A 24,977-nucleotide genomic window follows, 5' to 3' on the forward strand; every position below is an offset into this window, starting at 1 on the left:
GCCGTGTCGGGGACATTTAAAGTGAAGGTTCGAGAGTCCGGATGGGCTCGGGCTGGGCACCTGCGGCGAGCTTCGGATGGAGCTCCAGCATGATGCGGCGCAGCGTTCCGGCGAGCAGCTGGAATTCGGTCTCGCGCGGGCTTGAACGACGCCAGATCAAGGCGATGCGGCGATAGCCGTGGTCGGAGCTCAGCGGCTTCGCATCTACTTGGGTGCCTTCGAGGATCCCGGCTTCGATCGCCATCGACGGGATGAAGGTCAGCCCAAGGCCGTTATCGACCATCTGCACCAGCGTATGCAGCGACGTGCCCATCATCGCGGCATGCGCGCGTAAGTCGGGCCGGTTGCAGGCCGACAGTGCGTGATCCTTCAGGCAATGCCCGTCTTCGAGCAACAGCATGCGGCTCTCGTCGATCGCGGCGACATCGACTTGGCTGCCAGCAGGTGCTTCGCCGCGCGGAAAGGCGACGAACAAGGGATCGTCGAACAGCGCCGCGGACTCGATGTCGCCGCAATTGTAGGGCAGGGCGAGCAGCACGCAGTCGAGCTGGCCGCGGTGAAGCGCCTCGCATGCAGCCTGGCTGGTCTCCTCGCGAAGATAGAGCTTGAGGCTCGGCCACTCGCGCCGCAGCCGCGGCAGCATTGCCGGGAGCAGGAAGGGCGCGATGGTCGGGATGACGCCCATGCGCAGCTCGCCGTGTAACGGCTGGCCCTCGGCGCGCGCCATCTCGGCCAGCTCCTCGGTCTCGCGCAGCACGCGAACGGCTTTCTCGGCGATCTTCTCGCCCAGAGCCGTGAACCGGACCACGCGCCGCGTCCGCTCGACCAACGTCACGTTGAGCAAGGTCTCTAGCTCGCGAAGCCCCGCGGACAGCGTCGACTGCGTGACGAAGCACGCCTCTGCCGCCTTGCCGAAATGGCCATGCTGCCGGAGCGAAACCAGATATTGCAGCTGCTTGATCGTGGGCAGGTGGACGGTCATCGGCCTAATCGAAAAACTCAATCAATATAGTCGATATAATGGACTTGAACGATTGAAGCCAGCGCCATAGATGCTGCGCTGCAAGACAGACTTTGTGCAATGCAACAGAATGGAGTTTCCTGAATGCTGACCGTTGGTGACAAGCTTCCCTCCCTCAAGCTTCCCGTTCAGCAGGGCACGTCCGCGCTGCCGGCGGGCGAGACGATCGATCTCGGCCAGACCAACGGCAAGTGGAAGGTCCTCTTCTACTGGCCGAAAGACTTCACGTTCGTTTGCCCGACCGAGATCGCCGGCTATGCCGAGCTGAAGCAGGATTTCGAGGATCGCGACGCCGTCCTTCTCGGCGCGTCGACGGACACCGCGCACGTGCACTTCGCCTGGCGCCGTTCGGATGAGCAGCTGGCGAACGCCGACTTCCCGTGGATCGCGGACAACAAGCGCGAGCTGGCGGAAACGCTTGGTATCCTCGACCGCGAAGAGGGTGTCGCCTTCCGCGCGACGTTCATCGTCGACCCAGACAACGTCATCCAGCACGTCACGGTGAACGGGCTCAACGTCGGCCGTAATCCGGCAGAGACGCTGCGTGTTCTCGATGCTCTTCAGACTGACGAACTTTGCCCCTGCAACTGGACGCCGGGCGAAGAGGTGTTGAAGCCGCAGGCTGCGTAACCATTTAAGTGTGGCCCTTCCAGTCCCCTCCGGAAGGGCCATTGGCCGTCAGCCCCCTTTGACTGGCCAAACCGAAGGGGCGGGCTTTCTTCCCCAGGCCCGCCCCTTCTTCATATCCAGATCAGCGGAGAACCCATGTCTCTCAAGCAGTTCGCTGAGACCTTGCCCGACTATGCCAAGGACCTGCGCCTCAACCTCGGATCGATCCTCAGCGACCAGCTGATGGGGGATGAGCGCAAGCTCGCGCTCCTGCTCTCTTGCGCGCATGGATCAGGATACCGCCCGCTGGTTGCAGCTGCGGAAGCCGAGGTCGAAGGCAAGCTGTCCGACCAGGTCGCCAATGCGGCGCGCGGCGCGGCGGCGGTGATGGCGATGAACAATGTCTACTACCGCTTCGTGCACCTCGCGTCGAACGCCGAATACGGCAAGTTGCCGGCACGCCTACGCATGAATTTCATCGGTTCGCACGGCATCGCCAAGGACGATTTCGAATTGATGAGCTTGGCAGTGTCGGCGATGAACGGCTGCGGCATGTGCATCGACAGCCACGAGCGCGTGCTTCTGGAACATGGCGTGAAGCCGGACACGATCCAGTCGGCGGTGAGGATTGCGGCCGTGATGAAGGCGATCGCGACCGTTCACGCAACGCTTTAGGTTTGCGTCAGTCGACCCGCTCGAGCTGCGGGTTGGTCCACAAATAGGCAGCGGGAATTGCGAGTGCGAACGCCGCCGTCAGCAGCGGCAGCGGATAGCCCGGCGAGAGCAGCAAGAGCGCCCAAGCCGGGGTCGTCAGCGCGACCAGGCCGACAAGCGTCAGCGCACCGGACGCTTCTTCCAGGACCGACGCAAGGGTGTGACGCTCGGCAAATAGCCTTCTGAGCTCGTCGACGGTGCGGCTGGCAGTCTTCGTGCAGACTGCCGGGATCAGCCCATGGATGATGCAGGCCAGACCGGCCGCGATAAGCATCAGCCCGACACCGACCGCGAAGCGCAGGTGTTCGAAATAATCTTCACCCGCCTCGATCAGGTGTACCCTCGATTTCGTCAGCATGCGCGGTCCTCACAGTCCGGCGCATCATGTACCCTACTTCACGAGTCGGGAATACGCGTTCTGCGTTCCAGCTTCGCCCGGGGTCAGCTCAGCGCACGATAGAGGCCGTAGAGGCTCGTGGCGGTCAGAAGTGCGCCGACGAAGGTTAGCAGCGTGTCGGGATTGACGCGCTTGGCGATGAACGCGCCGAACGGGGCCGCGATGACGCCGCCGATCAGAAGCCCGGCGGTCGCCGTGGTGAAAGCCGCCCAGCCCAGTGTCGCCAGAAAGGTCGCGGATATGGTGACCGTCAGGAAGAATTCGGCCGTATTCACGGTGCCGATCGTCTTGCGCGGGTTGCTACCCTGCACCAGCAGGTTGGACGTTACGATGCCGCCCCAGCCGCCGCCGCCTGCGGCATCGAGGAACCCGCCGAGCAATCCGAGCGACGACACCACGCGCGGACGGCGCTCCGTATGGCGGTGCATGATGCCGCGGTAGAACAGGTAAAGGCCCAGCGCAGTCAGATAGGTGAGGACGATCGGCTTTGCGATCGTCGCATCGATCCGCGTCAGCACATAGGCGCCGAGCACGCCGCCGATCACGCCCGGGATTGCCAGGCGAAAAAACAATTTCCAGTCGACGTTGCGGTGCGCCACGTGGCTGATGCCGGAAACGGCGGTCGTGAACGTCTCAGCCGTATGCACGCCCGCTGACGCGGCGGCCGGCGGCACGCCCATGCTGATCAGCAGGGTGCTCGAAATCTGGCCGTAAGCCATGCCCAGAGCCCCGTCGACGAGCTGCGCCGCGAAGCCGATGAGAATGAAGATGAGTAGGGTCGAAGGATCGCCCAGGATCGACGTGAGGATAGCCCGCTCCAGCCCTGTTTGTCGCGACTTGCACTAACGTTACGGGTCCCGGCAAGGTCCGTTGGCGCACGATTTCTCAGCTCGGCTGGAATTCGCGGCGCTTCAGACATAAATTGAAGCCGTAACGGAAAGAGGTTCTTGCGCTTGCAATCCGGACTGTTGGCTTATCTGGACTCGGTCAAATCACGCGATCCGGCTGCGCGTTCGCGCTGGGACGTGCTGTTTTATCCGGGCGTTCTGGCGCTCGGGCTCCATCGCCTCGCGCATTGGTTGTGGGAGGGGGACCTGACCTTCCTTGCGCGGCTGGTGAACCACATGTCCCGCTTCCTGACCGGCATCGACATCCATCCCGGCGCGAAGATCGGCAAGCGCTTCTTCCTCGATCACGGCTTCAGCGTGATCGGAGAAAGCGCGATCATTGAAGACGATGTCACCATTTACCAGCACGTAACGCTCGGCGGCACGAACCCGACGACCGGCGTGGGCGGCAAACGCCACCCGACGATCAAGTCCGGCGTGGTCATCGGCTCCGGCGCGCAGGTGCTCGGGCCGATTGAGGTTGGCGAAGGCGCGAAGATCGGCGCCAATTCGGTCGTCACCAAGGATGTCGTGCCTGGCTCAACCGTCGTCGGCATTCCGGCCCGCCCGGTCCCGATTGACGCCGTCCACTACAGCCCGGGATTCATGGCTTACGGCACACCCTGCGGCGAGGACATCGACCCGTTGCGGACGCGCCTTGGGGAGCTCGAAAAGGAGCTTGAAGACCTGCGTGCGGAGATCGCGGTTCTGAGAGGGGCCCGCCAGCCGCAGCCGAAGGTGAAGTCCGCTTGAGCGTCGTCGCGCCGTTCCCAGGGTCTCGGGACCGGCGCCCCATCGCCACATTCGACCGGCACGAGCTGATGCGGATCCTCGACCTCTACGGTCGCATGGTCGCCGCGGGGCACTGGCGCGATTACGCGTTGCGCATCGATCCAGACGTTGCCGTCTTCGCTGCCTACCGCCGCCATTCCGAGCGCCCCGAAGTGCGCATAGAAAAACGCCCCGAGCTTCGGTTGAAGCAGGGGGCGTTTGCCTTGGTCGGTGAGCACGGTGTGGTACTGAAGCGGGGGCACGAGCTTGGGCCCGTGCTCGCCCCGCTGGAGCGCCGTTTTATGCGGCTGGTTGGGTAGCGATCGCCGGCCGGTCGAGGTTCGGAAGCCGATCCTGCAGGTTTGCCGGAAGGCGCGTTACAATCACCCGCCGCGCCTGGTGCCAGAAGGCCGACAGCATCAGTAGGGCGGAGCCGATGACCAGCGCGGTCAGTGCGACGTTTAGTTCGACCGCGCCGAACTGCTTGAACAGCTCGGTCAGCGCGTAGAGCACATAGGCCAGCGCCGAGACGAGGAGCGCGCGACGGTCAACCGCAAGCGCGGTCAGGCCGAACAGCACATACAGGCCGACGACGATGAGTGCCTCGCCGGTGCCGACGCTGCCGCTGGTCACGCCCATCAGGGTGAAGATCGGGTGCGCGATCATCGGCGCTGCGAGCAGGTGCAGCCAGAACGCGACGTCGGAGCGACGCGTGAGGCGGGCACGGTCCGAGGCATCCCACCACATCGCGAACAGGAACATGCCGATGCCGAGCAGGAGGACGAAGCCGAGGATCAGGTTCTTGGCGCTCTCCGTATTACCCGGCTGGACGATGCCGACGACGAGAGCGAGGAAGATGCCGGCGACTGCGGCAGCGCCCGCCGCGACGGTGATCGGCACGTGGAATCTGCGCCAGTGAAGCCAGGCCGCGCCCGCCGCGATCGCTGCGCTAAGACCGGCGACGATCGCCCCGTTGAGGTCGTTCGGGCCATTGAAACGCTCCGCCCCGAGGATCTGGACAAGCGCGAAGCCGGACGTTGCGAGCACCCCGCCGACGAAGGCAAGGAGAAGCAGGATCGACGGCAGCGCCATGCGCCGCCTCGCGGTGAAGAACAGCGCCAGCGGCCAAGCCGTGGCGGCGACGAACAGGGGGCCGAGGAAGCTCGGACCCATCTCGCCATGGTCGGTGATCAGGAGGCCCGTCGACTGCCCGGCGCTCTGGCCGATCCAGCCGACGGCGAACAACAGGATGGCTGCGGCGATCGAAACGAAGATGTCGTTGAAGCCGGTGAGGAGGCGAAATTGCTCCTCGTCCGGAATCACGGTCGATCGCTGCTGTTCGATATAGGCGCGCAGCGCATCCGCGTCCTTGGCGCTGATCGCCCCCGCGGCGATGGCGTCGTCAAGCTCTTGCTGGCTGTACATTCAGTCCTCCCGTTTTCCGGCATTGTAGGCTTTGTGTATTATAGTATCAATACAGCAAGGCAGTTGACCCCGGCCACGCCAGCGCCAAATGGGTGCGCGATGTGCAATCTCTACAGCATGACCGCGACGGTCGATGAGATGCGGCGGATTTTCGGCCCGTTCGAGGGCGATACGTCGAACGTGCCGGCTTATGACGAAATCTATCCGAACTATTCCGCGCCGGTCCTGCGGCGGAAGGAAGACGGCGGGCTGAAGCTCGAGATGATGAAATGGGGATTTCCCGGGCCGCAAGCGGCGGGCGGGCGGCCGGTCACCAACGTCCGCAATCTCGACAGCGGCTTCTGGCACAACGCGCTGAACGATCCAGCGCGGCGCTGCATCGTGCCTGTGACGAGCTTCTGCGAATGGACCGCCGAACCCGATCCTTCGACCAAGCGCAAGTCGAAGGTATGGTTCGGGCTAAGCGAGGAACATCATCCTTTGTTCGCCTTTGCCGGCATCTGGCGACCGGGCGAGGGCGGGCCGTACATGGCCTTCCTCACTTGCGAGGCTAACCAGTTGGTGGGCGAGGTTCATCCCAAGGCGATGCCGGTGATGCTGACCCCGGGAGCCGATGTCGACCAGTGGCTGTCGAGCGAACGGGCCAATGCGTGTGCGCTTGCGAGGCCGTTCGCGGAAACGTCGATGCGTCGCGTGAGTTAAGCGTCCAAAGCTCAAGTTACAGGAGAAGCAGGACATGGCGAAAAAGGCGACGGCCAAAGGCGGCCCGGCAGGCGGCGGCAAGAAGAGCACATCGAAGGCGGGTACCGCGGTCGCGCGGGTGTCGTCGGCGAGGAGCGGCGGATCCCGTAAGGATAGTGGCAGCGGTTTCGACGCCAGCGAGGCATTCGTGAAGCTGCTTCAGAGTCCGTTAGTGGCCGAACTGGTCGCGGTCGCGGCGACGGCGGCGCTCGCGTCGTTGGCCGAGCACGGCTTCACCAGCGGCAGCGGCAATCGCGGCAAGCGGGCGGGCAAAGCGGTGAAGGAAGCCGGCAAGGCCGCGGCTGCTGCGATCGGACGCCGACTCGGCAACGAGTTCGACGAGATCAAGAAAGCGGCGAGCGCGACTAAGGCCGGCGCAAAAGCGTAAGCTGGGCCCGCCCGACATCGCGGGTGGCTTCGAGAACGAAGTCGCCCGCGTCCACTGCGTCATTGCGCGAGGTTTCAACACTCATCCAGCCGCCGGGCGCCAGCCATTCGGCCTTGGCGACGGCTTCGACCACGGCTGAGCCGGCCCCCGCTCCATAAGGCGGATCGGCCAAGATCAGGTCGAACGGATCCGAGCGCGGCAATGTGAGTACTGACGTGCCGAGCACGCGCGGCGAGATCCCGAACTTTTCGGCATTGCGCTTGATGATCGCCTGCGCCTTCGCGTCATTTTCGACAAATGTTGCTGAGGCCGCGCCACGCGACAGCGCCTCGAGCCCAAGCGCGCCGCTGCCGGCATAAAGATCGGCCACTCTGAGCTCCTCGAATGAGCCTAGGCGGCTGAGCAACATCGAGAACAAGGTCTCGCGCACGCGGTCGGCGGTGGGGCGTGTCAACTCGCCAGGTGGTGCTTCGATCGGACGGCCGCGCCACTGTCCGGCGATAATCCTCATTTCAGCGTTTTCCGGAACGCCTCCAGCTCGGCCGGATCGACTTCAAGGACGGCCGTCGGCTCCAGTCCTTGCAGCGTGAACGGGCCGTAGGCGGTCCGGATCAGCCGCGACACCTGCAGCCCGAGGAACGCCAGCACGCGCCGGACCTCGCGGTTCTTGCCTTCGGTCAGGCTCATCTCGATCCAGCAATTGCGCCCGGTCCGCCGCTCCAGGTTGGCGTTGATTGATCCGTAGTGGATGCCCTCGATGGTTATCCCGTCCGCAAGATCCTCGAGCTGGCTCTGCGTGATCGTGCCGAACGCGCGGGCGCGATACGTGCGGACGACGCCGGTGCGCGGAAGCTCGAGCTGGCGCTTGAGCTCTCCGTCGTTGGTCAGAAGCAGCAGCCCCTCGGTCATGAAATCCAGCCGTCCCACCGGCATTACGCGCGGAAGTCCGGTCGGAAGCCGGTCATAGATCGTTGGCCGCCCCCGCGGGTCACGCTCGGCGGTGATGGTCTTGTCGGGCTTGTAGTAGCGGAACAGGCGCGTTGCCGCGGCCGCGCGCACAGCCTTGCCGTCCACCGTCACGCCGTCCAGCGTCTCGAGCAAAGTCGCCGGGGTGGTGAGTTTCTCGCCGTTGAGCGCGATGCGTCCTTCGGCGATCATCCGCTCGATCTCGCGACGCGAAGCGATTCCGGCGCGCGCGAGCAGCTTGGCGATGCGCTGCGGCCCGCCTTCCTTCCTCGGCTCAGCAGGCGTAGTGCTACGCTTGTCGCGCCGGCGCGGCACTGGTCGCTTATGTGAGCGTTGGGTCGGTTGTTTCGGAGGCGAAGTCATAAGCTGGAGTTTCGATGCTGTTCGGGAAGCGTAAGCAGGTCGTCAAGCGGATCCTCATCGTTGAGGATGAGCCGCTGACTGCCTTCGACAATGAAAACACGCTCGGCGATGCCGGCTACGAGATCGTCGCGACGGTCGACGACCTCGACGAAGCGCTCAACGTGCTGGAGCGCGAAGAGGTGCATCTGATTCTCAGCGACGTTCGCCTGCGCGGGGACCGCACGGGCATCGAACTCGCCCATGCGGCCAAGGCAAAGGGCATCCCAACCCTGTTCGCCACCGGCCACGAATATGAAGGCGCGCATGAAATCGCCATCGGCTGCGTCAGCAAGCCCTATTCCGACCGCCAATTATGCAAGGCGATCGAGTGCATCGACCGCCATCTGCAGGGCCAAAAGGTCAAGCCGCCCAAGGGCGTGCGGCTGTTCATAGTCGTCGACGAGAACGGCTGACGCGACGACCGTTCATCGCAGGGCTAGGCAGGCCGTGAAAGCAGGCTAAACCTGCAACCAGCTAGCCAGAAGGGGGAACGGTGGCCACTCAACGTCCGAAGGGTTGGAGGCTGCTCAAGGCGGCGCTGCAGACGCGAAAGTCGTCGATCATGCTGGCGTTCGGCTTTTCGTCGGGACTGCCATTCGCGCTCCTCATTGGAACGCTCAACGCCTGGCTCGGCGAAGCCAAGATCAACTTGGCGACGATCGGCGTGCTGTCTTGGATTGGGCTCAGCTACAGCTTCAAGTTCCTGTGGTCGCCTTTGGTCGACCGCATGCCGCTGCCGCTCCTGGAGCGGATCGGGCGGCGCAAGAGCTGGATCGTCCTTTGCCAAGCGGTGATGATCGCCGGCTTTGCCGGCCTTGCCGCGACCAACCCGGCAACGAACATCGGCACCTTTGCGATCTTCGCGGTGATCGCCGCGCTGGCATCGGCAACGCAGGACGTCGCCATTGACGCCTGGCGCATCGATGTCGCCGACGAACAAACGCCGGTGGAGCTTCTCTCCGCCATTTACCAGTTCGGCTATCGGATCGCCTCGATTGTCGGCGGCGCCTTGGCGCTGGTGCTGGCCGCGCGGATGAGCTGGTCGCTGGTCTATCTTCTGATGGGCGGCCTGATCGCAGTGATCGCGGTCATTGCGCTGCAGGCGCCGGATACGCCGCGACCGGACAATGACGTCCTCCACAAGGAGCTCGAGGAGCCTGGCGCGCTGGACCCGAAGGCGCGCGGCTTTGCGCTCGCCATCGTCGGCGTCAGCTGGGCGTGGGCAATCTACACCATCGGCCACTTCATGATCTCGATGCTGACGACGGCGCCGGGTGAAAAGCAGCCTTCGGTCGCCGATTTCACCAAGCATTACGGGCCGTGGATCATCCTGGCGACGGTTCTGGTGCCGCTGATCGTTTCGTCGCTGATCAATTGGCTGCGGGCGCGCAAGCGCCACGTGCTGACGAAGGCTGACCACGCGCATACGCCGCTCCGCAATGCGCTGAATCACCTCTATGTCGCGCTGGTGGCGCCGCTCGGGGAGCTGTCGGCGCGGCTCGGCTGGGGCGTGCTGATCGTGCTCGGCCTGATCCTCACCTACACGCTCTGCTACAATATTTGGTCGAGCTTCGCTTTCCCCTTCTACCTCGACTTCCTCCATTATTCGAAGGACGAGGTGGCGTTCGCGTCGAAGGTGTTCGGCATCTTCATGACGATGATCGGCATCGCGCTCGGCGGCTATTTATTCGCTCGGCTCGGCCGGCTTCCGACGGTGCTGATCGGCGCGATCCTGCCGGTGTTCGGCAATTTCGTTTATGCCGATCTCGCCGAGGGCGGACCGAAACTCGACTCGGTCGCAGGCACGATCGGGCTGACGCAATTGTTCGGCCTTTTCGGCTTCGACGAGCGGATGGTCCGGCTGCTGCTCGCCATCTCCTACGAGAATATCTCGACCGGCATCGCGGGCGCGTCGTTCGTTGCGTACCTGTCGGGCATCGTCAGCAAGCGGTTTACTGCGGTGCAATATGCGCTGCTGTCCTCCCTGACCTTTCTTATCGGCTCGCTGGGCCGCGGCATCGCCGGGGAAGCGTTCGACACCTACGGCTATGCGACCGTGTTCCGCTGGACCGCCGCCGCCGGTGCGTTCGCGATCCTGTTCGTGATTCTCGAATGGATGCGCGTCGCCGCTGAAGGCCGCCGCGCGGAGGAGGACACCGCAGCGAAGGTAGACGAGCCCGCGAAGGCCTAGTCCGGCACCTGGTCGTTCGCCGCGAGCACCGCGCCGGCGAGATAGAGCGAGCCGAAGATCAGGACGCGCGCGTCGGCGGGAGTGGCCGCGAGCGCATCCGCCACGCTGTCGTCCGCATCGACGGGAAAGCCGAGAGACCGCGCGATCTGGACAAGCTCGGCCGGCGCGAAGCTTGCGTGATCGGGGATCGAAACGGCGTGAACATGGTCGGCGATGCCGGCGAAGGGCTCCAGCATCCCGGTCGGGTCCTTCGACGTCAAACTCGCGAAGATCATGTGGAGCGGCTTGTCGTCGGTGAATGCATGCTTCGTCCAACTGGCGATCTGACGCGCGGCGGACGGGTTGTGGCCGCCATCCAGCCAGACTTCGCGCAACCCCACGAGCGGGCCAGCAGCGAGCCGTTGAAGCCGCGCCGGCCAGTCGGCCCAGCCCATGGCGGCGTTCAAAGCAGAGATCGGGACATGCAGCGCATCCTGATGGCGGAGCATGGCGACGGCGAGAGCGGCGTTCAGCGCCTGATGACGACCGCGAAGGCGGGGGAGGGGCAGGTCGAGGCTGCCCTGTTCATCGTGATAGCGGAGCTTGCCGGTCTGCGCGATCGCATCCCACGTGCCGCCGCGCGGTAGCCAGGGTGCGCCCTTATCGCGTGCGACTTCACCGACACGCGCCGCCGCCGAGGGCGGGTAGAGCTGCGTGAGCAGCGGCACGCCGGGCTTGGCAATGGCAGCTTTTTCAGCGGCGATGTCGCCGAGGCCGTGGCCGAGAAACTGCTGGTGGTCGAGCGCAAGGTTGGCGATGCCGGTGACAAGCGGCTGCTCGATCACGTTGGTGGCATCGAGCCGCCCGCCTAGGCCGACCTCAAGGATGCAGGCGTCGGCTGGAGTCCGCGCGAAGGCGAGCAGTGCAACCGCCGTCGCAACCTCGAAAAAACTCGGCTCGATCCCCTCGCTAACATTCACCACCTCGGTCAGCAGTGCCGCGAGCTGCTCGTCCTCGATCAAGCGCCCGGCGACGCGGATGCGCTCGTTGAAGCGGACGAGGTGCGGGCTGGTGAAGACGTGGACATCGTGGCCCGACGCCTCCAGCGCCGCGCGAATGAAGGCGACGGTCGAGCCTTTGCCGTTAGTGCCCGCGATGTGGAAGATCGGGGGCAGCCTGTCCTGTGGCCGGCCAAGCCGGTCGAGCAAATCCGAAATGCGCTGCAGGCCGAGGCGGTCGCCGCCGGGCGACAGCATCGACAAGCGATCGAGCTGCGCCTGAACCTCCGGGTGGGTCGAGCGCGCGAAGTCGGCCATCAGGCCGCTTCCTTCGCCTCCGGCGCCAGATAGGCAACCAACAGTGCGATCTTCTCCTTCAGCGAGGCGCGATGGACGACCATGTCGATCATCCCGTGCTCGAGGAGATATTCTGCGCGCTGGAAACCTTCGGGCAGCTTCTCGCGAATTGTCTGCTCGATGACCCGCTGTCCGGCAAAGCCGATGAGCGCTCCGGGCTCGGCGATCTGCACGTCGCCGAGCATCGCGTAGGAGGCCGTGACGCCGCCCGTCGTCGGGTCGGTCAGCACCACGATGTAGGGCAGGCCGGCTTCCTTGAGCTCGGCTAGGGCGACGGTCGTGCGCGGCATCTGCATCAGCGACAGGATGCCTTCCTGCATGCGCGCGCCGCCGGCGGCGGTGAACAGGATGAAGGGGCTGCGCTGCTCGATCGCGGCGCGCACACCGGCGACGAAAGCCGCTCCGACGCCGATGCCCATCGACCCGCCCATGAAGGCGAAGTCCTGGACGCCGACGATGACCTTGTGTCCGTCAATTCTACCGCGCGCGTTGATGAGCGCATCACGCTCGTCGGTCGCGGCACGGGCCGCCTTGATGCGTTCGGTGTAGCGTTTCGTGTCGCGGAAGCGAAGTGGGTCCTCGCGCACTTCGGGGGCCGGAAGAACCTCATATTCAGCGGCGTCGAACAATTGCTCGAAGCGCTTTTCCGGGCCGATGCGGTCATGGAAGTCGCAGCGCGGACAGACGCTGTAATTTTCTTCCCATTCCTTGACGAAGACCATCGTCCCGCACTTCACGCATTTGTGCCATAGGTTTTCGGCCGTCTGGCGCTTGGGCAGGAACGGGATTCCGCTGCGGACGCGGCTTAGCCAATTCATTTCAAACTCTCGCTTCTTCGCTGCTGTTCAAGGTGCCGGCGATGTCGCGGATCGCCTGCGCCGGGTTAGGCGCGCCGGTGATCGGCCGGCCGATGACGAGGACGCTCGCACCGTCGGACAACGCCTGAGCTGGGGTAACGACGCGTTTCTGGTCGCCGACGTCGGCGCCTTCGGGCCGGACGCCGGGGACGACGAAGAAACCATCGGGCCATTGCTTCTTGGCCGCCGCGACTTCTTCTCCGGAGCAAACGATGCCGTCGATGCCCGACTGCTGGGCGAGGTCGGTGAGGCGCTTGACCTGGTCGGCGGGCGAACCGCTGATCCCCGCCGCGGCCAGATCGGCGGCGTCGAGGCTCGTGAGGACGGTGACACCGACGACCTTGGTCTTGGGCGACGCGGCCGCCTTTGCCGCCGCAAGCATCTCGCGGCCGCCCGCGGCATGGACCGTCAGGATCGCGGGCTCAAGGTGCGCGAGTGCCGCCACCGCCTTGGCGACCGTGTTGGGAATGTCATGAAACTTGAGGTCGAGGAAAACCGGAAGCTCGCCCTCGGCAATGCGAAGCACGCCTTCCTCGCCATTGGCGCAGAAGAATTCGAGGCCGAGCTTCACGCCACCGGCAAGCCCGCGAACGTCCCGCGCAATCGCGACGGCACGGTGGATATCGGGCGTGTCCAGGGCAACGAAGATCGGGTTCATATGACCGGCTCTCCATCCTCGGCAGTGACGATATGCGGCGGGGTGGCCGACGCATGCTGCCGCTCGATCGCCTCGAGCCTGCGGCGCTGCGCCCAGATCCGGGCGCGCATGATGATCCATGTCGGCAGAAAGGCGAGCAGGAACATGATGAACGTCAGGACCGGGATCTTCACCTCGGCCTGGATGTCGCCCCACAGGTTCAGCGTGACGTCGTTCCAGTTGCGATAGCTGAAGAGAGCAATCACGACTGCGACAAGCGCCCAAAAAACCGTCGAAAGAAAGCGCATTTGTACCTTTTCTCCGCTGGCGGCGTTTAGGCTAGGAGTTCGTCGTGCGCCAGAGTCGCTTCGCCGCAAGCGTGCCGCACGGGGCGTTGAGCGTTTTCACCGTCAAGGCCACACCCTATCTCGGGGTGGGGAGAAGAATGTTTTGCGCGATGTGAACAAGATAGCGCTGGCTGTCCTGGCTTTGCTGGGCGGCGCGTCACTTTTGGCGATGCGGCCGACTGCCGCGACCAAGGCCGCTCATGAGCAGGCTGCGGTTGCGCAGGCGCATCTCAAGCTCGCCTCGCTGTCCACGGATTCGCGGCGCGACATCGACTATAAATTGCTCGACGGACGCCTGCGCCAGCTGATGGCCAAGCCGGCGATGGTCGGCCTCGCCGTCGGCGTCGTCGAGAACGGGCGCATCACCTTCCTTCAGGGTTATGGCGAGACCGAGGCCGGGTCGGGCGACCCGGTGACGCCCGACACCGTCTTCCGCTGGGCTTCGACGTCGAAGGGCGTCGCCGCGACGATGGTCGCCAAGCTCGCCGAGCAAGGGAAGATCAATCTGGAGGCGCCGGTCGCCCAATACGCACCCGACCTCAAGCTGCCCGCGGGGAACGAGAACCGCGCGACCGTCGGCGACCTGCTGTCGCATCGGCTCGGCCTTTACCGAAACGCCTTTGATAATAAGCTGGAGGAAGGGCAGGACCCGAGCTTCCTGCGCGCCAGTCTCTCGTCGCTGAGCGCAACCTGCCTGCCGGGCACCTGCTGGTCGTACCAGAACATCGCCTATGACGCGTCGAGCGAGATGGTAAGCCGCACCACCGGCATGCCCTACGAAGCGGCGGTCAGGCGCTACCTGTTCAACCCGATTGGTATGAGCAGCGGCAGCGTCTCGATGGAAGGCCTGCAGTCGAACAAGAGCTGGGCGAAGCCGCACAGCGCCGGCCGCCGCCCGGAGCCGATCGTCGACACTTACTACAAGGTCCCGGGCGCAGCGGGCATCAACAGCAACATCAAGGACATGGCGCTGTGGATGGAAGCGCAGATGGGGGAGATGCCGGACGTGCTCGACGGCAAATTGCTCGATACGATCCACGCGCCCTACGTCGTCACGCCGACCGAGCGCGGACGGCTCCGCAAGTTCCTCGAGCGCCTTGGCACCGCTTGGTACGGCTACGGCTGGCGCAGCTACGATTATTCGGGCCACCGGATCATCGGGCACCGCGGCGGTATCAAGGGCTATCGCTCCTTCATTCTGTTCGACCCGGTGAAGAAAAGCGGCGTGGTCGCGCTATGGAACAGTGATACCTGGCAGCCGGGCGGGCTGGAATTCGAGGTGATGGACCAGCTCTATCACCTGCCGTTCCGCGACTGGCTGGAGCTCAATTCACGCCCGGGCGCCAATACGCAGGAGATCGCTTCTTCCGATCCGGAGATCGACAGCGGCAGCGGTGATTCCGTCGACACGCCGCGCGGCAGGGGCCGCGGCCGCCGCTAACGGCTTCGGGCTTCAGCTTTCGCCTTCTTGATCTCGCGCTGTTCGTCGAGGTGCGCCTTGTAGCGGCAGCCCATCCCGATGATCGAGGTCGTCATGCCGGCGAGCAGCAGCGGCAAGTGCCAGCCGGGGTCGCCCGATTTCGGCCAAGCGATCGCGCTGAGCAGGACGACGCTGACAATTGAGATGAGGTAGCCGAGGCCCTTCCAGTCGACCCGGCCCGCGGCTGTGTTCGAGACAGCTTCGTGACGCATCGGTGCAGGAACATACGAGGTCATCGGTTGGTTTCGTAACCAAGCACACGGAGGTGAGTAAGGTTATGGCCGAGACAAAATCACAGGATGCAGTCCAGCTCCTGAAAGCCGATCATCGCGCAGTCGAAGATCTGTTCGAAAAGTTCGAGAAGGCCAGCGCCGATACACGCAAGCAGACGCTCGCCGAGCAGATCTGCCTGGAACTGTCGGTGCACGCGCAAATCGAGGAGGAAATCTTCTACCCGGCTTGCGAGGGCAATGTCGAAGAGGACATGCTCAAGGAAGCCTATGTCGAGCATGACGGCGCCAAGGTGCTGATCGCCGAGATTCTGTCCGGCGGGCCGAAAGACGACGAATATTACGACGCCAAGGTCAAAGTACTCTCCGAAGAGATCGAGCATCACGTCGAAGAAGAAGAAAAGCGCATGGACGGCCTTTTCGCGCAGGCGAAGAAGGCCGGGCTCGACATGGACGCGCTTGGCGAACAGTTGGCGGCCCGCAAGGCCGAACTGACCGAGCAGTTCAAGATGAGCGGCATTCCGACACCGAAGCTGAAAACGATGGAAGACGTCACCGTCTAGACTTCGGTACGCGTCCGTTCCGACTCGGATCTGGCGAGAAATCTAGGTTTTCCGTCAGATTCGCGTGCTGCGCCCGTTGGATGGTATAAGTCCATCCATGGGCGCACGTCTTGCGAGCACCGCGCCCTGCAGCCCCCCAGCTGCGCTTAAAAAGGCGAGGGGCGATGAGTTACGAAGACCATGTCTATCACCAGGAGCGCGCTCGTCAGTGCCAGACGATGGCAGAGTCGGCGAGTGATCCGGACGTGAAGCGGCGGCACGAAGAGCTGGCATCGCTCCACGCCGGACGCGCTGCGCTTTACCGAGACGGTCGTGCGCCCAGCGCCGAACGGCAAGCCATTTAGCCGAGTGAGCGAAATAGCCGGGCGGGCCGACGTCACGGCCCCGGTCATCGACGCTTTCTTCGACGAAGCCACCAACAGCATCAGCTATCTCGTCGCGGATCCAGCGACAGGCACGGCCGCGATCATCGATCCGGTTCTCGGTTTCGATATCGTCAGCGGCCGCGTCGGTCCGGCGCCGGTGGAAAAGATCCTGGGTGCGGCGCAAGCAGCCGGTTTCCAGATCGCATGGGTGCTCGAGACCCACGTCCATGCCGACCACCTGTCGGGCGGGGATCTCGTGCGGCAGCGGACCGGCGCGACGCTGTGCGTCGGCGAGGGCATTCGCGAGGTGCAGCGGGTGTTCGGCGGCCTATTGGCAGTCGAGGACCTGAAACCAGACGGCGGCGACTTCGACCGGCTCCTTCGCGATGGCGACCGTCTGCCGCTCGGTGAGCTAGAAGTCGAAGTGATCGCCACACCGGGCCACACGCCCGCCTGCGTTAGCTATGGCGTCGGCGACGCCGTGTTCGTCGGCGATACGATGTTCATGCCGGATTATGGCACTGCCCGCTGCGACTTCCCGGGCGGCAATGCGCGGCAGCTATTCCAGTCGATGCACCGCGTCCTTTCTCTACCGCGTGAGACCCGCCTCTTCATGTGCCACGATTACAAGGCGCCAGGCCGCGAGGTCTTCGCGTGGGAGACAACGGTGGACGAGCAGCTCGACCGCAACGTTCATATCGGAGGCGGGGTCGGCGAGAGCGATTATGTGACGATGCGTGAAACGCGCGACGCCACGCTCAACTTGCCGAAGCTCCTCTACCCCGCGATCCAGGTGAACATTCGCGGCGGCCGCATGCCGCCCGCCGAAGCGAACGGCACCAGCTATCTCAAGATTCCGCTGAAGCTGCCTTAGTTGGCGAGCGTCGCGACCTGCGACGCATGTGCGTTGTCGCGGCCGTAGATATCGTCGACGTAGCTGAGCTTCCCGTCATTCACCTGGGCGGTGACGTAAGTCATGTAGATCGGCACCGGCGTCGGCAGCAGGACATGCTGCTCCGGATCGCTCGTCGACGCGCTCTGCGGATCGCGCCCGAGCAGCCAGCGACCGAGCCGCTCGGCATCCTCCAGCCGGACGCAGCCGTGGCTGAGGTTGCGATCGTCCTGCGCGAACAGGCCCTTTGACGGCGTGTCGTGCAGGTAGATGTCGTCGGCGTTCGGGAAGCCGATCTTCAACTGGCCCATCGAATTCATTGGCCCTGGCAGCTGGCGCACGCGCACCTGTTCATCGCCCGCGGCGACCGCGCGCCAGTTGACCTTGGCCGGGTCTAGCAAAGTGTCGTCGCCGGCCGTCGCCGGCATCACCTGATATCCGCGAGTTTTCAGATAGCCGACGCCTTGGTTGATGACATTGCGCGCAATGAGGTTTCGCACGAGCTCATCCGTGACGTGCCAATAGGGGTTGAGCGTCGCATAATAGATGGTGCTGGCCAGCATCGGCGTCTGAGTCGACGGATCGACCTTGCCGACGATGACCCTCATCGTGTCGACGATCTGCCCGTCCTCGATCATGTAGAGCTGCGCGCCGGCGGTATCGACCATCACGTAGCGCTTCTGGAACGGCATATCGCGGACCCGGTCAAGACTGGCGAGGACGCGCGGATCGGCCGGCGCGCCGGTCATCTGCATGTTCGACCAAGCGGCGTCGCGAAGGCGGGCGTAAATCGGGTTGACGGCCGAAACCTCGCGGATGTGAGCCGACAGCGAGGGGGCCGACGCGGCGCGGGAGAGGATCTGGCCCGGGGTCGACAAGTGCGGCTTCACCCAATTGTCGGCATAGGTCATGCCGGCCGGCGCACGCTGAAGCGCCTGAACGTACATGACCCAGGCGGTCGACAGCAGCCGCTCCGCATCAGCCGCGGCGGCCTGATCGCCGGTGCTGGCACGGGCAAGCAGGCCCTGCGCCTGGTTGGCAAGCGCTGGGCCGTTCGACAGGCCGTCGAGCGGCGCGCGCTGCAGGACCTGGAGGAATTCGGTTGCCGCCGAGCTTTGCGCGCCGGCCTTAAGCCACAAAGGCGCATTGCGGCGCTGGGCGTAGAAGCTGCTGACGACATCGGTCGTGGGAGCGGCAGACGCAACTACCGGCACCGCGACCCGGGGGGTCGCGGCAGCAAAAGCGGGGACAGGCGAGATCGCCAGCGCCGCAATCGCGGCACCGACCAGCATCCAATTTTTCACGGCGCTAAACCTTAAAAGTTCTTTTGCCGACACAACGCTGCAATGGGGTCAACGGTTCAAAAATAGCATTGAGAAACAAGGTGAATCTGAATTCGCCGGCATATTGTTCAAGACCGGGACTCTGCCGCCGCCCGATGGAACCGAATGGGCCGCGCCCTAGCGGAAGACGCGGCCCGATCGGCCTACGCGCCGATGTAAACCGGCGTGCCGACGTCGGTTACGGAATATAGTTTCTTGGCGAACGCGGCGGGGAGGCGGACGCAGCCATGGCTGGCGGGAACGCCCGGGTTGAAGCCAGCGTGAAGAGCGATGCCGTACTGGTCGATGCGCTGCATCCAGGGCATCGGCGCATTATCGTACTTCTTCGAACGGTACATCGGCTGCTTGGCGAGCACCGAAAAGATGCCGGTCGGCGTCGGCTTCTCATCCTTGCCGCTCGAGATGGTCGATGCGGCAACCAGCGTGTCGCCACGATAGAGGTAGGCCATCTGGTCAGACAGGCTGACGACGACGCGCTGCGCGCCGGCGGATTCGGGAACGTAGCGCCACAGGTACTGGCCGGGGCGAAGCGCTTTCGGGCCGAAGGCGTCCATCATGTCGATGCGCGCCTGCGACGCGGCGTCGCTCGCCTGCATCTTGGCTTCGTAGGTTTCCAGCGCATAAGCCGGGGTCGTAGCGACGGTAGTCGCAAGTACGCACGATCCCGTCAGCGCAAGCGCGAGGGCTAGCTGCTTCATTTCACACCTGAATTTTAATTGTTGACTTTTGCTGCGAGAATGCTCGGACCCTGAGTCGAGTTCCGTGCAAAACGTGCATGGCCCGCCTTGAGACGCGCCAAGGGGGACTGCTATGAGGCGCGGATGAAGCCCCGGCTTTCCCCAGCAATCGCGGCCATTGCGGCCGGAACCGGCGCTTTCCTGCTGCTCAAATGGCTGCGCCCGAATCCGGAATCCGCGACCGCGCCGAGACCGCCGTTGCGCGACGATCTCGTCGAGGAAGCGGACGAAGAGTCTTTCCCCGCAAGCGACCCGCCGTCATGGACGATGGGAGAGGACGAACCGCTCTAAAGCCCCAGTCGCTCGCGCTATTGCTCGTCGAGCAGGTCCTGCGTTTCCGGGTGATCCCGCATGTAGGCGGCGAAGAAGGGGCAGATCGGCACGACCTTTAAGCCCCGGTCGCGCGCTGCGCCGAGGCCGAAGCGTATCAAGGCCGAACCGACGCCCTGGCCTTCGTGCGCGTGCGGCACCTCCGTGTGCGTGAAGATGATCTTGCCGGGCACGAGCTTGTATTCGGCGATGCCTAAACTGCCGTCGCCAAGATCGGCCTCGAAGCGATGGCGGTCGGGATTGTCGCGGATGGCGTACTGGCGTTGCGGCGAGGTCATTCCCGGGGTGTAGCGGCGGCCTCTGGGTCGCACCAGCTTGGAGCGAAACGGCTGTTGGCGTAATCTGCGGCAATCGCAGGAGATCGCCGATGCGCAAAGCCGTTCTCGCGTACCTGTTGTCCGCCATGTCGCTCGCCATGCCTCAAGGCGTCCTGGCGCAAAGCCACGATACCCACGCGCCGCCGCCTCCCGAGACGCTCGCCGGATGGGCGAAGGGAGCGAAGCTCTATGACGGGCTCGGCACTTTCCATCGCAAGGTGACGACGCGCTCGAAGTTGGCGCAGCGCTATTTCGACCAGGGCATGCGCTTCATCTGGGCGTTCAACCATGACGAGGCGACGCGGTCCTTCGCCAAGGCGGCGGAAATCGATCCTCGCTGCGCCAGTTGCTACTGGGGCGTCGCGCTGACGCTCGGCCCGAATTACAACATGCCGATGATGAGCTCCGCCCGGGCCAGGATCGGGCTGGAAGCGCTGCGCAAGGCACGGGTGAACGAGAGGCGAGCGACGCCGGTAGAGCGGGCGCTCATCGCAGCGGTGGCGCTGCGCTATGCCGGCGCGGAGCAAGTCGATCCGTCCAACAGCGGGCCTCTGCTGAAGAACTATGTCGACGCGATGCGGAAGGTCGCGGCGCGATATCCGAACGATCTCGACGTGCAGACGATGTACGCCGAAGGGCTGATGAACACGAACCCGTGGAAGCTGTGGAAGGCCGACGGCACGCAGAATCCGGGGACGCAACAGATCCTCGATGCGCTGCAGAAGGTGCTGAAGCGTGACCCGAAGCACCCCGGTGCCAACCATTATTACATCCACGCGGTAGAGGCGTCGCAGCACCCGGAACAGGCACTGGCATCGGCGGAGGTGCTGACCGGCATGATGCCCTCGGCCGGGCATCTAGAACATATGCCGGCCCACATTATGCAGCGCGTCGGCCGCTACGAGCAAGCGGCGGAGGCCAATCGGAAGGGCGCGGCCGCCGACCTCGCCTATATCAAGGAAACGGCGCCGCCCGATTATTATCCGATGTACCTCATTCACAACTTCCAGTTCCTCGCCGCGTCGGCTGGGATGGAAGGCCGTCGGGCCGAGACGATCGAGGCGTTGCGGACGGCGCGGCAGCACATGCCCGACGCCATGCTGATGGCGATGCCCGGCCTCGATTGGGGCGCGGGCTTCATCTACGACGGCTACACGAAGTTCGGCATGTGGGACGAGATGCTCGCCGAGCCCGCGCCAAGCGCACGGCTGACCGGCGCGACTATCCACTATTTGCAGGCTAGGGCGGAGGCGCTGGCGGCGAAAGGGCGGCTCGACGAAGCCGCCGGAGAATTGGCGAAGGCCGACAAGCTGATAGCCGCAGTCCCCGCGGACGCGACGCAGGGCAACAATGCCGCGAAGCCACTCTACGAAATCGGGCAGCTCAAGGCACGGGCGCGGTTGGCGGCCGCCGGCGGTAGGCGACACGAGGCGATTGCGCTGCTGACGCAAGCCGTCAGTCAGGAAGACAAGCTCGCCTATAACGAGCCCAACGACATCATTTTCCCGACCCGGCCAATGCTCGGGAACGCGCTGATGGCGGCGGGCAAGGCGGCCGAAGCGGAAGCGGTGTTCCGCGACGACCTCAAGCGTCACCCGAACAATGGCTGGGCCTATCTCGGCCTGAGCCAGGCGCTCGCCGCGCAGAATGAGGGCGCCGAGGCCGCCGAAGCGCGCGTGCAGTTCGAGAAAGCGTGGGGCAAGGCCGACGTGAAGCTGGCGACCGCGGCGTTCTAGTCATCCAGGGAATCGGTCAAGGCGAGCGCGTCGCGCGCTCCCGCAGAGGACGCCATTTTGTCGAAGATGCACCTATTATCTGCGGGAGCATGCGATCGAAGCTGTTGCGCGTTGTCGGCGAGCGATCCACGTAGGAGGAGCGCTAGAACACCGGGAGCCGTGCAGCCGTCGCCCGGGACTGCGGCCCTCTCCGTGATTGCGGGATCGGCAGCCACACGCCCGACCCCTGGCGCATGAGCGCTTGGTCGGCGTCATCCGTGAACCAGCTAAGGTTTCGCGGTTCGCTGGCAAGCTTCGCTGACGTCCCGCTTTGAGATTGCCGAGGAAGGTCCTGACAGCCAGTTGATGAAGTTGGAGTTGCGGGGGCAGCCGCACCCTGCAGTACAGCGAGCTTGTCGCCAAGTGCGCCGGGTTGCGACAGGGATTCTCTCACCAGCTCGTGCCAGTCGCACAGCTTCGCTGGTGAGTGATCGTCTTCGGAAGCTTGGCGGAAAGCGGGAGCCGTCGGGTACGGTGTCCCGCAACCGCTCCTAGGTCGAAAGGCAATGAGGCCGGCGGAAAGAGCTGTTGATCTCCGCCACCGCCAAGCGCGCCGCGTGGTGTTGCAGTCTGGTGCCTTAGGACGGAACCTGGTTCGCGATCCGCCCTGGGATGCTCCAGGCGGCGGTCCCGCTTTCACGGGCAGAGTCACCCAGCGCTGACGAAGCTGTCGAGGACCTTCTTCCGGCCAGCATGCTCGAAGTCGATTTCCAATTTGTTGCCTTCGATCGCGGCGATGATGCCGTAGCCGAACTTGCCGTGGAACACGCGCTGGCCGAGCTCGAGATCGGTGCGGCCTTGGTTACCTAGTGACACCGCCGAGGCGCGCGCTTCGATGATGCGCTGCGGCTCGGGATTGAAGTTCCCGCGGCTGGCGCGTTGCCAGCCGGGGCCCCGGGTGCTGGCGCGCATGGTCTGGGCGGGGCCGAGGTGGGCGAAGGGATCGGCGCGTTCGGACCATTGCGCGCGCCACAGGCTCTCGCCGCCTGACATTGTCGTCTCTTCCTCGATATGCGGCTTGGGCAGCTCCGCCAGGAAGCGGCTGGGGATGCTGCTTGTCCACTGGCCGTAGATGCGGCGATTGGCGGCATGGAAGATGGTCGCGCGGCGGCGGGCGCGGGTAATCGCGACATAGGCAAGGCGGCGCTCTTCCTCGAGGCTGGCGAGGCCGCCCTCATCGAGCGCTCGCTGCGACGGGAACACGCCTTCTTCCCAGCCGGCGAGATAGACGATGTCGAACTCCAGTCCCTTGGCGGCGTGGATGGTCATGATCGTCACGCGATCGCCCTGCCGCGCTTCGTCATTGTCCATGACGAGGCTGACGTGCTCGAGGAATGCCTGGAGCGTCTCATATTCTTCCATCGCGCGCGTGAGTTCGGCGAGGTTTTCGAGGCGGCCGGCACTTTCGGCCGAGCGGTCGGCTTGGAGCATGGCGGTGTAGCCGCTCTCGTCGAGCAGGATCCGCGCGAGCTCGGGATGTGACAGGGTGGTCGCCATCTCGCGCCAGCGGGCAATGTCGGCGACGAAGTTGGTGAGGCTGCGGCGGGCCTGCGGGGTCAGCTCGTCGGTCCCGACGATCGACGCGGCGGCGATGAGCAGTGGCTGCTGCGTCGCGCGGGCGTGGCGGTGGATGGCGGCGATCGCCTTGTCGCCGAGGCCCCGTTTGGGCGTGTTGACGATGCGTTCGAAGGCGAGGTCGTCGGCGGGCTGCGTGACGAGGCGGAGATAGGCGATGGCATCGCGGATCTCGGCGCGCTCATAGAAGCGGAAGCCGCCGATGATCTGATAATTGAGACCGATCCCGATAAATCGCTCTTCGAACTCGCGCGTCTGGAACTGCGCGCGGACAAGGATGGCGACGTCGTCGAGCGAGCCGCCACGGATCTGGTGGGATTCGATTTCCTCGCCGACGCGGCGCGCTTCCTCCGGCCCGTCCCACACGCCGATAACGCGCACCTTCTCGCCATCGCCCGCGTCAGTCCAAAGCGACTTGCCCAGGCGGCCGGCATTGTGCGCGATCAGGCCGTCGGCAGCAGACAGGATGTGCGACGTCGAGCGGTAATTCTGCTCCAGCCGGATGATTTTCGCGCCCGGAAAGTCCTTCTCGAAGCGGAGGATGTTAGCGACCTCCGCCCCGCGCCAGGAATAGATCGACTGGTCGTCGTCGCCGACGCAGCAGACGTTGCGGCGCGGCTCGGCAAGCAGGCGCAGCCACTCGTACTGGCCGCTGTTGGTGTCCTGATATTCGTCGACGAGAAGATAGCGGAATCGGTCGCGATAGTCCTCGAGCACGTCGGCATGCGTGCGGAAGATCACCAGCATGTGGAGCAAGAGGTCTCCGAAATCGCAGGCGTTTAGCGTGCGCAGCCGCTCTTGATATTGCGCGTAAAGCTCGGCGCCGCGGCCAGCGGCGAATGCCTCGGACTCGCCCGCGTCGACCTGCTTCGGCGTCCAGCCGCGATTCTTCCAGCGGTCGATTAGGGAAGCGAGTTGCCGCGTCGGCCAGCGCTTCTCGTCGAGGTCGGCGGCCTGGATCAGTTGCTTGAGCACACGAAGCTGGTCGTCGGTGTCGAGGATGGTGAAATTGGAATGCAAGCCCACCAGCTCCGCATTCATGCGCAGCATCTTCGCCGCGACCGAGTGAAAGGTGCCGAGCCAGGGCATGCCTTCAAGCGCACCGCCCGACAGCTTGCCGACCCGCTCGCGCATCTCGCGCGCGGCCTTGTTGGTGAAGGTCACGGCGAGGATCTGGCTCGGCCAAGCCAGCCTCGTCGCGATGATGTGGGCGAGCCGCGCGGTCAGCGCCGCGGTCTTGCCCGTGCCGGCGCCGGCAAGCACGAGCACCGGTCCCTCAGTCGACAGGACGGCGTCCCGCTGGGGCGGGTTCAAGCCCTGCAGATAGCCGGGCTCGGCAGTTGGAACAGGCGATTCAGGCACGGGTCCGAGGTAGGGAAAGGAGAACGGATCGGCAACCTGATGGGCGATTCCAAAAGGGTTCCGACTGTTGTTCCCGATATCCCCGTTATCCACAGTCTAATTACCAAAAATTTCGCTTTTGCGACTCGGGGCGAAGGTGCATGGTCTTCAAGTGATCGGGGCGGAAGTCCCAGTCTCCCCGGAAAGGCCGGCAACGGCAGCGAAGGGCGAGGAAGGGGCAGAAGAACCGATCTCCGCCGACAGGCAATTGAGCGAGACCTTTGGGTTTTTCTCGGGGCCAGTCGGGAAGAGGCGCCGGAAGAGATGATCTTCCTGTCGTGC

General features: G+C 64.5%; 29 protein-coding genes. 14 read left to right on the forward strand and 15 right to left on the reverse strand.

From position 1 onward, the window contains the following. Positions 1-16: 16 nt before the first annotated feature. On the reverse strand, positions 17-982 hold the full coding sequence (locus tag ABD704_RS13570; RefSeq protein ID WP_344700222.1) for a hydrogen peroxide-inducible genes activator: 966 nt from the start codon (positions 980-982) through the stop codon (positions 17-19). A 123-nt stretch (positions 983-1,105) separates the two neighbouring features. Here ABD704_RS13570 and ABD704_RS13575 point away from each other — a divergent pair, with 123 nt between their 5' ends. Further along, a complete protein-coding gene (locus ABD704_RS13575; RefSeq protein WP_344700223.1) occupies positions 1,106-1,651 on the forward strand; it encodes a peroxiredoxin in 546 nt (181 codons plus the stop codon). Positions 1,652-1,786: 135 nt separating this feature from the next. Continuing rightward, positions 1,787-2,305, forward strand: a complete 519-nt coding sequence (locus ABD704_RS13580) for a carboxymuconolactone decarboxylase family protein (protein ID WP_344700224.1) — start codon at positions 1,787-1,789, stop codon at positions 2,303-2,305. A gap of 7 nt (positions 2,306-2,312) precedes the next feature. Here ABD704_RS13580 and ABD704_RS13585 read toward each other — a convergent pair whose 3' ends face one another. Together ABD704_RS13585 and ABD704_RS13590 are read right to left on the reverse strand one after the other, a co-directional pair. Then, positions 2,313-2,702 carry a DUF6356 family protein gene (locus ABD704_RS13585; RefSeq protein ID WP_344700225.1) on the reverse strand — a complete coding sequence of 130 codons (390 nt, stop codon included), beginning with the start codon at positions 2,700-2,702 and terminating at the stop codon, positions 2,313-2,315. An 83-nt stretch (positions 2,703-2,785) separates the two neighbouring features. Continuing rightward, positions 2,786-3,550, reverse strand: coding sequence for a sulfite exporter TauE/SafE family protein (locus ABD704_RS13590; RefSeq protein ID WP_344700556.1), 765 nt, complete (start codon positions 3,548-3,550; stop codon positions 2,786-2,788). A 144-nt stretch (positions 3,551-3,694) separates the two neighbouring features. Here ABD704_RS13590 and cysE point away from each other — a divergent pair, with 144 nt between their 5' ends. Together cysE and ABD704_RS13600 are read left to right on the forward strand one after the other, a co-directional pair. Beyond that, positions 3,695-4,381, forward strand: coding sequence for a serine O-acetyltransferase (gene cysE / locus ABD704_RS13595; RefSeq protein ID WP_344700557.1), 687 nt, complete (start codon positions 3,695-3,697; stop codon positions 4,379-4,381). Next, positions 4,378-4,719, forward strand: coding sequence for a DUF2794 domain-containing protein (locus ABD704_RS13600; RefSeq protein ID WP_344700226.1), 342 nt, complete (start codon positions 4,378-4,380; stop codon positions 4,717-4,719). Before cysE ends, ABD704_RS13600 begins: the two co-directional genes overlap by 4 nt. Here the strand turns inward: ABD704_RS13600 and ABD704_RS13605 are convergent. After that, positions 4,700-5,824, reverse strand: coding sequence for a hypothetical protein (locus ABD704_RS13605; protein WP_344700227.1), 1,125 nt, complete (start codon positions 5,822-5,824; stop codon positions 4,700-4,702). The two genes, ABD704_RS13600 and ABD704_RS13605, sit on opposite strands and share 20 nt — an antisense overlap. A gap of 99 nt (positions 5,825-5,923) precedes the next feature. Here ABD704_RS13605 and ABD704_RS13610 point away from each other — a divergent pair, with 99 nt between their 5' ends. Both ABD704_RS13610 and ABD704_RS13615 read left to right on the forward strand, forming a co-directional pair. Continuing rightward, the gene (locus ABD704_RS13610; RefSeq protein ID WP_344700228.1) at positions 5,924-6,526 is read left to right on the forward strand and encodes an SOS response-associated peptidase; all 603 of its coding nucleotides are present in this window, start codon (positions 5,924-5,926) and stop codon (positions 6,524-6,526) included. 34 nt (positions 6,527-6,560) lie between these two features. Continuing rightward, on the forward strand, positions 6,561-6,953 hold the full coding sequence (locus tag ABD704_RS13615; RefSeq protein WP_344700229.1) for a hypothetical protein: 393 nt from the start codon (positions 6,561-6,563) through the stop codon (positions 6,951-6,953). On the opposite strand, the gene rsmD is transcribed toward ABD704_RS13615, so the two are convergent. Both rsmD and ABD704_RS13625 read right to left on the reverse strand, forming a co-directional pair. Then, entirely contained in the window at positions 6,931-7,464 is a 534-nt protein-coding gene (rsmD, locus tag ABD704_RS13620; RefSeq protein WP_344700230.1) for a 16S rRNA (guanine(966)-N(2))-methyltransferase RsmD, read from the reverse strand. The two genes, ABD704_RS13615 and rsmD, sit on opposite strands and share 23 nt — an antisense overlap. Continuing rightward, complete coding sequence (locus ABD704_RS13625; protein WP_425565435.1) at positions 7,461-8,234, reverse strand: pseudouridine synthase; 774 nt, start codon at positions 8,232-8,234, stop codon at positions 7,461-7,463. Before ABD704_RS13625 ends, rsmD begins: the two co-directional genes overlap by 4 nt. A 62-nt stretch (positions 8,235-8,296) precedes the next feature. On the opposite strand from ABD704_RS13625, the gene ABD704_RS13630 reads away from it, so the two are divergent. Then, positions 8,297-8,734, forward strand: a complete 438-nt coding sequence (locus ABD704_RS13630) for a response regulator (protein ID WP_344700232.1) — start codon at positions 8,297-8,299, stop codon at positions 8,732-8,734. 80 nt (positions 8,735-8,814) lie between these two features. Continuing rightward, on the forward strand, positions 8,815-10,512 hold the full coding sequence (locus tag ABD704_RS13635) for an AmpG family muropeptide MFS transporter (protein WP_344700233.1): 1,698 nt from the start codon (positions 8,815-8,817) through the stop codon (positions 10,510-10,512). Here ABD704_RS13635 and ABD704_RS13640 read toward each other — a convergent pair. Genes ABD704_RS13640 through ABD704_RS13655 form a run of 4 tightly spaced genes read right to left on the reverse strand, consistent with a single transcriptional unit; the run spans position 10,509 to position 13,648 of the window. Then, positions 10,509-11,807: a bifunctional folylpolyglutamate synthase/dihydrofolate synthase gene (locus ABD704_RS13640; RefSeq protein ID WP_344700234.1), complete on the reverse strand. Its 1,299-nt coding sequence runs from the start codon at positions 11,805-11,807 to the stop codon at positions 10,509-10,511. The two genes, ABD704_RS13635 and ABD704_RS13640, sit on opposite strands and share 4 nt — an antisense overlap. Further along, positions 11,807-12,664, reverse strand: coding sequence for an acetyl-CoA carboxylase, carboxyltransferase subunit beta (gene accD, locus ABD704_RS13645; protein ID WP_344700235.1), 858 nt, complete (start codon positions 12,662-12,664; stop codon positions 11,807-11,809). Before accD ends, ABD704_RS13640 begins: the two co-directional genes overlap by 1 nt. A 1-nt stretch (position 12,665) precedes the next feature. Further along, positions 12,666-13,361: an orotidine-5'-phosphate decarboxylase gene (gene pyrF / locus ABD704_RS13650; RefSeq protein ID WP_344700236.1), complete on the reverse strand. Its 696-nt coding sequence runs from the start codon at positions 13,359-13,361 to the stop codon at positions 12,666-12,668. Continuing rightward, on the reverse strand, positions 13,358-13,648 hold the full coding sequence (locus ABD704_RS13655; RefSeq protein ID WP_344700237.1) for a LapA family protein: 291 nt from the start codon (positions 13,646-13,648) through the stop codon (positions 13,358-13,360). Before ABD704_RS13655 ends, pyrF begins: the two co-directional genes overlap by 4 nt. Positions 13,649-13,799: 151 nt before the next feature. Between ABD704_RS13655 and ABD704_RS13660 the strand changes: the two genes are divergently transcribed. After that, a complete protein-coding gene (locus tag ABD704_RS13660) occupies positions 13,800-15,128 on the forward strand; it encodes a serine hydrolase domain-containing protein (protein WP_344700238.1) in 1,329 nt (442 codons plus the stop codon). Here ABD704_RS13660 and ABD704_RS13665 read toward each other — a convergent pair. Next, positions 15,125-15,379 (reverse strand): hypothetical protein, encoded by a 255-nt coding sequence (locus ABD704_RS13665; protein ID WP_344700239.1) that lies wholly within the window; start codon positions 15,377-15,379, stop codon positions 15,125-15,127. The two genes, ABD704_RS13660 and ABD704_RS13665, sit on opposite strands and share 4 nt — an antisense overlap. 65 nt (positions 15,380-15,444) lie before the next feature. Between ABD704_RS13665 and ABD704_RS13670 the strand changes: the two genes are divergently transcribed. The 3 genes from ABD704_RS13670 (at position 15,445) to ABD704_RS13680 (ending at position 17,199) form a co-directional block, all read left to right on the forward strand. Beyond that, positions 15,445-15,960: a hemerythrin domain-containing protein gene (locus ABD704_RS13670; RefSeq protein WP_344700240.1), complete on the forward strand. Its 516-nt coding sequence runs from the start codon at positions 15,445-15,447 to the stop codon at positions 15,958-15,960. Between the two features lie 164 nt (positions 15,961-16,124). After that, on the forward strand, positions 16,125-16,304 hold the full coding sequence (locus ABD704_RS13675) for a hypothetical protein (protein WP_344700241.1): 180 nt from the start codon (positions 16,125-16,127) through the stop codon (positions 16,302-16,304). 4 nt (positions 16,305-16,308) lie between these two features. Continuing rightward, positions 16,309-17,199, forward strand: a complete 891-nt coding sequence (locus tag ABD704_RS13680) for an MBL fold metallo-hydrolase (RefSeq protein WP_344700242.1) — start codon at positions 16,309-16,311, stop codon at positions 17,197-17,199. On the opposite strand, the gene ABD704_RS13685 is transcribed toward ABD704_RS13680, so the two are convergent. Both ABD704_RS13685 and ABD704_RS13690 read right to left on the reverse strand, forming a co-directional pair. Next, positions 17,196-18,521: a L,D-transpeptidase family protein gene (locus ABD704_RS13685; protein WP_344700243.1), complete on the reverse strand. Its 1,326-nt coding sequence runs from the start codon at positions 18,519-18,521 to the stop codon at positions 17,196-17,198. The genes ABD704_RS13680 and ABD704_RS13685 overlap by 4 nt on opposite strands. A 182-nt stretch (positions 18,522-18,703) precedes the next feature. Continuing rightward, complete coding sequence (locus ABD704_RS13690; RefSeq protein ID WP_344700244.1) at positions 18,704-19,258, reverse strand: L,D-transpeptidase family protein; 555 nt, start codon at positions 19,256-19,258, stop codon at positions 18,704-18,706. Positions 19,259-19,381: 123 nt separating this feature from the next. On the opposite strand from ABD704_RS13690, the gene ABD704_RS13695 reads away from it, so the two are divergent. Next, entirely contained in the window at positions 19,382-19,588 is a 207-nt protein-coding gene (locus ABD704_RS13695; protein WP_344700245.1) for a hypothetical protein, read from the forward strand. A gap of 17 nt (positions 19,589-19,605) precedes the next feature. Here the strand turns inward: ABD704_RS13695 and ABD704_RS13700 are convergent, their stop codons facing one another. After that, complete coding sequence (locus ABD704_RS13700; RefSeq protein WP_344700246.1) at positions 19,606-19,905, reverse strand: GNAT family N-acetyltransferase; 300 nt, start codon at positions 19,903-19,905, stop codon at positions 19,606-19,608. Between the two features lie 89 nt (positions 19,906-19,994). On the opposite strand from ABD704_RS13700, the gene ABD704_RS13705 reads away from it, so the two are divergent. Continuing rightward, positions 19,995-21,680, forward strand: a complete 1,686-nt coding sequence (locus ABD704_RS13705; protein ID WP_344700247.1) for a tetratricopeptide repeat protein — start codon at positions 19,995-19,997, stop codon at positions 21,678-21,680. 687 nt (positions 21,681-22,367) lie between these two features. On the opposite strand, the gene ABD704_RS13710 is transcribed toward ABD704_RS13705, so the two are convergent. Continuing rightward, entirely contained in the window at positions 22,368-24,656 is a 2,289-nt protein-coding gene (locus ABD704_RS13710; protein WP_344700248.1) for an ATP-dependent helicase, read from the reverse strand. Positions 24,657-24,977: the final 321 nt, after the last annotated feature.

It is taken from the genome of Sphingomonas limnosediminicola (genome assembly GCF_039537965.1).
GTDB classification, from domain to species: domain Bacteria; phylum Pseudomonadota; class Alphaproteobacteria; order Sphingomonadales; family Sphingomonadaceae; genus Sphingomicrobium; species Sphingomicrobium limnosediminicola.